The following is a 7,440-nucleotide window of genomic DNA, read 5'->3' as shown; positions in this document are numbered from 1 at the left end:
GAGGGCCCATGTCCCTCACGGGGCCCCTGACTCATGACACGTGTCCTCGGCACTTTGACGCCTCGGCAAAGAAACAGCAAGGTCGCCACATCGCCCCGGCTCCTGCGGGCCGTCCTCCCCGCACATGCGGGGGTCGGCCGGGGAACGCCGTCCGGGGGCTGCATCGCCGTGGCGTCGGTTCCACTCGCTGCCGGAGGGCCACGCAACCCCAGGCGCCGGCTGCGGGATGATCCCGCAGCCGGCGCCGGGCCGCGACGTGCGCGGCGCGACCCGTACCGATGACGCCCGGTCAGGCCGAGATGCCGCAGTACTGCTGCTGCTTGCCGATCGCGCGGTAGACGCAGTCGGCCGTCTCCACCAGGCGCAGGACCGCTTCGCGGTTGCGGCTGGTCTCGCGGCCGATCACCTCGTCGGGCGGGTAGAAGCCGCCGCCGCTGCCGCTCTCGCCGGGGTACATCTCGAAGGTGTAGGCGAAGATCCGGTGGGCGCCCCACAGCCAGTCGTCGATCGCCCCGTCGGTGATGTAGAGGTCGCTCGACTGTTCGGGTGTGTAGCCGTTGGTGGCGGCCATGCCGCGACCGAGGGTGGCGAAGGTGTTGTACTCGTCGGCGGTCATGCCGGTGGCGGTGTCGGCGGTGGTCCAGCCGAACGGCCAGAGGACCAGTTCGCTGTAGGTGTGGAAGTCGATGGCGGCGGTGATCTGCTGCTTGCCGTCGACGACCCGGCTGCGGACGAAGTCGGCGACGACCTTGGTCTCCTTGGCGGACTCCGGTGCGCTGCCCCGGTACGTCTCGTTGGAGGTGGAGCCGGAGGAGCCGCCGCAGCAGCCCCACTTGTAGTTCCAGTTGCGGTTGAGGTCGGTGCCGACGCTGTTGCTGCCGCTGTTGGGCTGGCGGTCCTTGCGCCAGCTGCGGTAGCGGCCGGTGGCGATGTCGTACTCGCCGCCGTCCGGGTTGAGGTCGGGGATCACCCAGATCTCGCGGCTGTTGACGGCGTTGGCGATGCGGCTGTCGGTGGCGTACGTGTCGCCGAACTCGTGCAGCAGGTAGAGCGCCATCTCGACGGTGAGGTGTTCGCGGGCGTGCTGGTGGGCGGTGAACAGCACTTCGGGTTCGTTCTCGTCGGTGCCGACGTTGTCGCTGATCTTCACCGCGACGATCGGGCGGCCCTCGTAGGAGGTACCGATGACGCGCTTGCTCATGATGTCGGGGTGGGCGGCGACCACCGCGTCGATGTCGGCGGTGGCCTCGGCGTAGTTGTGGTAGCCGGAGTCGGCCTGCGGGAAGTCGTACACCGGGCCGGCCAGGCCTTCGTCGCCGGGTTCGGCGCCGTAGCGGGGGCCGGGCAGTGCGACGGGCGACCAGCCGAGCGCCCGCAGCCGGTCGGCTTCGGCGGGGGTGGCGGTGACCACCACCGCTTCGGGCAGGACGGCGTCGACGGAGACGCCGGTGGCGGCGACGGCGGTGCGTTCGGCGACGGTGCGGGGACCGTCGAGGCGATACTGCCGTGCGGTGTCGCTGCCGATGCCGATGCCGGTGTCGATGCCGGTGTCGATGCCGAAACCGGTGACGGGCGCGGGCGTCGACGGGCGGTCGGGGGCGGCCTGGGCGGTGAGCGGGGTGGCGAGGGCGAGGGCCAGCAGCACGGCGGTGGCTGCGGCGGGCTTCCCTCGGCGGGGCAGTCGCATGACTGTCCTCCTGTGGGGTCCGTGGGGGCGGAACTGTGGAGGAGGTGCGGCGCGCGCCAGCTTGATGGTCCGCCAGTGTCATGGGTTCGTCAAGGCGTTGGAGAGTCCGGACCGGGCCGCGGATCGGCCCGCGCGGCTCAGGAGGCCGGACGGGTCCCACAGGTCGCCAGGCTGCACCAGCGACGCCGGCCGCTCTCGTCCAGGAAGAGCCAGCCGCAGCCGGTGCCGGGGCAGCGGCGGACGGTGAACCGGCGCGGGTCGGCGAGCAGTTCGCCGGCCGCGCGGGCGGCGGCGTACAGCGGCAGCGGCAGCCGCAGGCCGGCCGACGGTGGCAGTCGCCAGTGCGCCAGGCCGTCCTCGCCCCGGGTGAGGACCGCCGACCGCCCGGCCTCCTGCACCACGATCGCCACCGCCCCGAAGGCGGCGCCGTCCTGCGGGTCGGTCAGGCACGCGTGGAGGGCCGACCGGAACGCGCGGGCGTCGGCGAGCACGCCGGCGGCCTCCGCGGGCTGCTCCGCCGCCCGGCGGAGCAGGGCCTCGACGACCGGTCCGTCGGCGAGGTCGTGGTGGCCGGCCCGGACCGCGAGCGTGGGGTAGCCGCGCAGCCAGTCCGACCCGGGGGTCGGCACGCCGGTCGGATCGGCGCCCCAGCCCGCGTAGGTGTTGCAGAACTCCAGCGCCGGATGGCCGCCCGCGCTCCACGGCAGCCACTGATCGCCGACCCGCACCGCGTACAGCGGCGCCGGAGGACGGTCCAGCCGGGGGTCGGCCCGCAGCATGCGGTCGTGCAGGGCGGCGAGTTCGGCCCCTGGCTTCACCCCTCGTGGCCGGCCTCGAACGAACCGAGCAGTCGAAACTCCATGGCGGGCCACCTTAGGGCCCGGGCGGCCCGGCGAGGAGGCGCGCGCAGGCCACGATCTCCTCACGGTGTCTGCCGACAGCCGGCCGTGACCGGCGATCCGGGCGCGGTCAGGTCCGCGGGTCGCCCACGCGCAGGCGCCGGGCGGGCGGCTGCCCGGGGCTCGTGGTGAAAATCCGGTCAGGGGTCCCTGCCAGGCCGGGCCCCCGAACGCCCGGCACCTCACCAGAAGGACCGATCATGCGACGAATCCCGTTCAACGCCGCGTCCACCGCGCTGGCAGCCGCCATCGCCGTCACCCTGACCGGCCCGGCGGCCGGCGCCACCGGCGGGCGGCAGCCCCCACCTTGCCCCTCGGGCCGCGCCACGCCGGGCCGCACCGGCCGACTGGCCCGTCCGGCGCAGCGTGACGCGCGGGACGGGCGGGTTGCTGCGATCTTCGGAGGGCACCCGGCCGCGCCCGACCGCCGGGTCCCGTCGTCCCGAGACCGTGGAGGCCCGGATGTGGCAGGCTCCCCCCGCCCCCGTCAGCCGCGAGTGGCTCCCGGTGCTGGACATGCCGGCGCCCGGTCCGCAGAACCGCTGGACGGTGCTGCTGCGCGCGCTGCTGCTGATCCCCCAGTTCGTGGTGGTGTGGGTGCTGTCGGTGGTGGCGTTCCTGGTCACCGTCGTCGGCTGGTTCGGTGCGCTGGTGCTCGGCCGGCTGCCCGGTTTCGTGGCGGACTACCTCACGGTGTTCATCCCGTACGACACCCGCGTCACCGCGTACATGATGCTCACCGTGGACCGCTATCCGCCGTTCCGGTTCGAGGTCCCCGACTATCCGGTGCAGGTCGGGCTGCGGCCGGGTGAGCTGAACCGGCTCGCCGTGCTGTTCCGCATCGTCCTCGTCATCCCGGCCGCGATCGTGCAGGGCCTGGTGTACGCGGGCTGGTGGACGGTGTCGTTCGTCCTCTGGCTGGTGGTGCTGGTCCTCGGCCGGATGCCGCAGCCGCTGTACGAGGCGACGACCGCGATCCTGCGCTACCGGATGCGTTTCGCCTCCTACCTGGTGATGGTCTCGTCCGCCTACCCCAAGCGCCTGTTCGGCGACGAGCCGGGCAGTGAGCCGGCCGGGCCGGCGTCGGCCACCCGCCCGCTGGTCCTGGGCGGCGCCGGGCGCGGCCTGCTCGTCCTCTTCCTGATCATCGGCCTGGCCTCCTCGGCGACGGGCTCGGTCACCGCCTCGGTGAACTCGGACGACGACAACGACGACGAGGGCTCCCACCCGGCCCAGCACGTCGTCGCGCCGCTGATGCCGGGCCCCGCCGACCGGGCCCGCGACTCCGGTCGGATCGGCGAGGACGCCCGCGAGTCGTAGGTTCGCCCGATCAGGGGGCGCGTACGCACCGGCGCGCCGTTGCCGCGTACGCGCCGTCTGATCGAGAAAGCAAGGTTACCCGCGGTATGTGCACGGCTACGTTTGGCATATGACACACTCTCGACTCCGCCGACTTCTCGTCCGCACAGCCGGGGCCCTCGTGCTCCTGGCCGCGCCCCTCGGGGCGCAGGCCGCCGCCGCGCACAGCCCGGCCGGGGACCGGAGAGCCATCATCACCGCACTCGGCGACGGCGACCGCGACGCACTCCAGCAGTCGGTGGACGCCCAGCTCGCCGCGGGCAAGGGCGGCAAGCAGACCGCCGCCAACGAGATCACCTACCCCGACGGCGCGGTGATGGTGCTCCCGCTGCCCGGGCAGGCGCAGGCACCGCCGTGGAGCGGCGACCACCACCGCCGCACCGTCCGGAGCCCGGACTGGAAGAACTGCCCCACCCCGGCCACCGAGCCGTCCTACTACTGCTTCTACGCCGACCGGAACTGGGGCGGCCGCCGGCTCCAGTTCAACCTCTTCCACGAGGACGCCGCCGTGTACTTCACCGACTACGGGTTCCGCGACCAGGCGAGCAGCTGGGTGAACACGGCGCGCGGGCTGGAGGTGATCGTGGACAACGACCCGGGCGACGGCCAGTGGCAGATGCTCTGGAAGGAGCCGGCGGTGTCGCTGTCCGCGTCGGTCGCGTACGACAACATGGCCGACCGGTTCTGGGCGGTCAGGCAGTAGCCGCCGGCCGCGCCGCCGGCCACTGGCTACCGGCCGGCGGCCGAGGCCGGGGGTGAGACCGCGCCGGTGGGGACCGGCTCCGGCGTGACCGTGATGTAGGTCGGCGCCGGCGCGGTCTGCCGGGAGTCCGCCGCGTACCAGCCGGCGCCGAACGCGACGATGCCCAGCAGAAGGCCCCCGAGGGCCAGCGTGAGGATGTGCTGCTTCATGGCCCAAGGGTAGGGGTGGAGCCGCCAACTTCCTTGCAGCCACGGCTCGCTGAGCCCGCCAGCCGTCAACCGGGATTGACGCCCCGACGGGCTCTGCGCGCACCGCGGCACGTCGAACCCGGCGTCACCCACACGAGCGCATTGCGCCGCCCCGCGGAATCGATCTGCTTCGTGTGCGGCAGAAACCCTCCGCGGCGGAAACCCTCCGTCGACGTCCGCACCCACACCAGGAGACCCTCATGCGACTGACCCTGTCCCTCCGCGCCGTCCTCGCCGTCCTCGCGCTGGTCGGCGGGACGGCGGTGGTGACCGCGACCCCGGCCACCGCGGCGACCTGCCCGCACAGCGACTCGCCCAAGATCGACGGCGCGGAGGCCACCTGGACCCTGAAGTGCAAGAAGGTCGAGGGAGTCGAGTCGCTGTACGTCGACGGGTGGGTGGAGGACACCCGGGTCGACGGGATGTGCGCGACGGTCACGATCGCCGCCGACAGCAAGAGCTACCCGGAGGAGGTGCAGGCCTGCGGCTCCGGGACGCGTGAGCAGATCCACAAGTTCTACACCGGCCGGAGCGCCACGGTGAAACTCAGCGTGCGCTGATGACCGGTTGACCGGCCGGGGCGGGCCGACGGCCTGAGCCGACGGGCCCGCCCCGGCCGGGGCGGGTCGGGTCGCGCCAGTCAGGTCAGCTCACTCCAGTCAGGTCAGCTCACTCCAGGCCGGGCCAGGTCAGGTCAGGAAGCGTCGGGCCCGGAGGGCAGCACGGCCACGGCCTCCACCTCCACCAGCTGGTCGTCGTACCCGAGCACCGTGACGCCGAGCAGGGTGCTCGGGGCGTCGTGCTCCCCCATGTAGGCGCGGTAGACGTTCCACACCTTCACCAGGTCGGCCTGGTCGCCGGAGGCCACGTACACGGTCGTCCGGGCGATGTCGGTGAGGGTCGCGCCGTTGTCCTCCAGCACGGCTATCAGGTTCCGCATCACCTGGTGGGCCTGGCCCTCGAAGTCGCCCACGGCGACCGTCCGGCCCTCCTCGTCCAGCGGGCAGGCCCCGGCCAGCCAGAGCGAGCGGGCCGGGGCGTCGACCTCCGCCGCGTAGGCGTAGTCCACTGCCCTGGTCAGCCGCGTGGAGCGGATCAGCTTGACGGCTCTGCTCATGTGGTCCTCCGACGGTCCCGACCGAACGTTCGCGCCCATCGTTGGCGTCTCCTGAACGACCGTCAAACCATTTACCGGCGAACCCCCCTCCGTTTCGGGGCTCTTGCGTCGGCGATTCACCGTTGCGGGTGATGGCGGACCGGCCCGCCGCAGCGGAATCCTGGTGGGTGCCTGCCCGGGCATCACGCCCCGGGCGCCCAGCCACCTCCAGCACCGGGAGGCACCGCCATGGAGCCCCAACCGTCCGACCGTGACCAGACCTCCGGCGTCCGTCGGCGCCGCATGCTCGGCCTCGCGCTCGGGGCGGGTCTCGTCCCGGCGCTCGGCCCGGCCGCCCAGGCGGCGTCCGACGCCCCGCCCGGGACGGCCCGGTCGCTGCCCGTGGCCGCGCTGGGCCGCCGGGTCGCCGACGTGGCCGCGAGCCAGCTCGGCGTGCCGTACGCCTGGGGCGGCGGCGACCGGCTGGGCGCGAGCCTCGGTTTCTGCGACGAGGAGAACGGCTGGCTGAACGGCGTGTGCATGGGCGAGAGGACGGTCGGCTTCGACTGCAGCGGCCTCTCGCTCTACTGCTGGTACCGGGCCAGCCACGGCACCGTCGAACTCGGGCACTACACCGTCGCCCAGTTCAACCTCGGTGCCCCGGTGGAACGCGACGCGCTCGCCCCGGGCGACCTGCTGTTCTTCTCCCGCCCCGACGCCCCCCTGCACCACGTCGGGATCCACATCGGCGAGGGCGCGATGATCCACGCCGAGCGGACGGGCACCCTGGTCGCCCGGGTCGAGAACGTGCTCGACGTGCCGCGCTGGGCGGGCGAGTTCGCCGGCGCCCGCCGCCCGGGGCAACCCTCGGCCTGACGCGAACGGCCTGACGCGGCCAGCCCCACGCCCGCCCCACGGTCACAGGCCGCCGCGCCACTCCCCCGTCCCGTGGTGCACCCGCAGCAGCAGTTCCTGCAGCACCTGCCGCTCCCCCGCGTCCAGCGGCGCGAGCACGACGTCCTGCACCGCCCGCGCCTGCGCCTCCAGGTCGGCGAGCAGCGCCCGTCCGGCATCGGTGACCGAGACCGAGACCCTCCGCCGGTCGGCCTGGTCCCTGGCGCGTTCGACGTACCCGGCGGCGGCGAGCCGGTCGGCGACCTTGGCCAGGTCGCTCGGGTCGATGGCCAGCCGCCGCACCAGGTCCCGCTGGGCCTGCGGGCCGAAGTCGGCGAGTGCGGCCAGCACCGCCATGTCCCAGAGCCGCAGGCCGCGTTCGGCCAGCCGCTCGGCGAGCCGACCGCGCGCCGCCCTGCCGATCCGGGAGAGCAGGTAGGTGCTGAGGTCCAGCAGGGTCGGGGGGAGTTCGGCGGCGGGGTGCGGGTTCTCGGAGGCCATGGCGGCAGTCTAGGGTCTCTCCCTATAGTGGGTGCCACCCATCAACCGCCCCC

9 protein-coding genes are annotated in these 7,440 nt (G+C 73.4%); 4 read left to right on the top strand and 5 right to left on the bottom strand.

Annotation, left to right across the window (positions count from 1 at the left end; all coding sequences use genetic code 11):
• Nucleotides 1-289: 289 nt before the first annotated feature.
• A complete protein-coding gene (locus ACIQOV_RS18095) occupies nucleotides 290-1,687 on the bottom strand; it encodes a M14 family metallopeptidase (protein WP_401049556.1) in 1,398 nt (465 codons plus the stop codon).
• A 137-nt stretch (nucleotides 1,688-1,824) separates the two neighbouring features.
• The gene (locus ACIQOV_RS18090; RefSeq protein ID WP_401049554.1) at nucleotides 1,825-2,505 is read right to left on the bottom strand and encodes a CGNR zinc finger domain-containing protein; all 681 of its coding nucleotides are present in this window, start codon (nucleotides 2,503-2,505) and stop codon (nucleotides 1,825-1,827) included.
• A gap of 543 nt (nucleotides 2,506-3,048) precedes the next feature.
• Between ACIQOV_RS18090 and ACIQOV_RS18085 the strand changes: the two genes are divergently transcribed.
• On the top strand, nucleotides 3,049-3,906 hold the full coding sequence (locus ACIQOV_RS18085) for a DUF4389 domain-containing protein (protein WP_401049553.1): 858 nt from the start codon (nucleotides 3,049-3,051) through the stop codon (nucleotides 3,904-3,906).
• A 109-nt stretch (nucleotides 3,907-4,015) separates the two neighbouring features.
• Nucleotides 4,016-4,648 carry a peptidase inhibitor family I36 protein gene (locus tag ACIQOV_RS18080; protein ID WP_401049551.1) on the top strand — a complete coding sequence of 211 codons (633 nt, stop codon included), beginning with the start codon at nucleotides 4,016-4,018 and terminating at the stop codon, nucleotides 4,646-4,648.
• Between the two features lie 26 nt (nucleotides 4,649-4,674).
• Here the strand turns inward: ACIQOV_RS18080 and ACIQOV_RS18075 are convergent, their stop codons facing one another.
• Nucleotides 4,675-4,857, bottom strand: a complete 183-nt coding sequence (locus ACIQOV_RS18075; RefSeq protein WP_401049549.1) for a hypothetical protein — start codon at nucleotides 4,855-4,857, stop codon at nucleotides 4,675-4,677.
• 239 nt (nucleotides 4,858-5,096) lie between these two features.
• Between ACIQOV_RS18075 and ACIQOV_RS18070 the strand changes: the two genes are divergently transcribed.
• Nucleotides 5,097-5,456 (top strand): hypothetical protein, encoded by a 360-nt coding sequence (locus tag ACIQOV_RS18070; RefSeq protein WP_401049548.1) that lies wholly within the window; start codon nucleotides 5,097-5,099, stop codon nucleotides 5,454-5,456.
• Nucleotides 5,457-5,590: 134 nt separating this feature from the next.
• Here the strand turns inward: ACIQOV_RS18070 and ACIQOV_RS18065 are convergent, their stop codons facing one another.
• The gene (locus ACIQOV_RS18065; protein WP_401049547.1) at nucleotides 5,591-6,013 is read right to left on the bottom strand and encodes a RidA family protein; all 423 of its coding nucleotides are present in this window, start codon (nucleotides 6,011-6,013) and stop codon (nucleotides 5,591-5,593) included.
• Between the two features lie 228 nt (nucleotides 6,014-6,241).
• Here ACIQOV_RS18065 and ACIQOV_RS18060 point away from each other — a divergent pair, with 228 nt between their 5' ends.
• On the top strand, nucleotides 6,242-6,868 hold the full coding sequence (locus ACIQOV_RS18060) for a C40 family peptidase (protein WP_401049546.1): 627 nt from the start codon (nucleotides 6,242-6,244) through the stop codon (nucleotides 6,866-6,868).
• A gap of 42 nt (nucleotides 6,869-6,910) precedes the next feature.
• On the opposite strand, the gene ACIQOV_RS18055 is transcribed toward ACIQOV_RS18060, so the two are convergent.
• Nucleotides 6,911-7,387 carry a MarR family winged helix-turn-helix transcriptional regulator gene (locus tag ACIQOV_RS18055; protein ID WP_401049544.1) on the bottom strand — a complete coding sequence of 159 codons (477 nt, stop codon included), beginning with the start codon at nucleotides 7,385-7,387 and terminating at the stop codon, nucleotides 6,911-6,913.
• Nucleotides 7,388-7,440 lie beyond the last annotated feature (53 nt).

The organism is Kitasatospora sp. NPDC091257 (assembly GCF_044757675.1).
GTDB lineage: Bacteria > Actinomycetota > Actinomycetes > Streptomycetales > Streptomycetaceae > Kitasatospora > Kitasatospora lactacystinica.
This window is presented reverse-complemented; position numbering and strand designations above follow the sequence as displayed.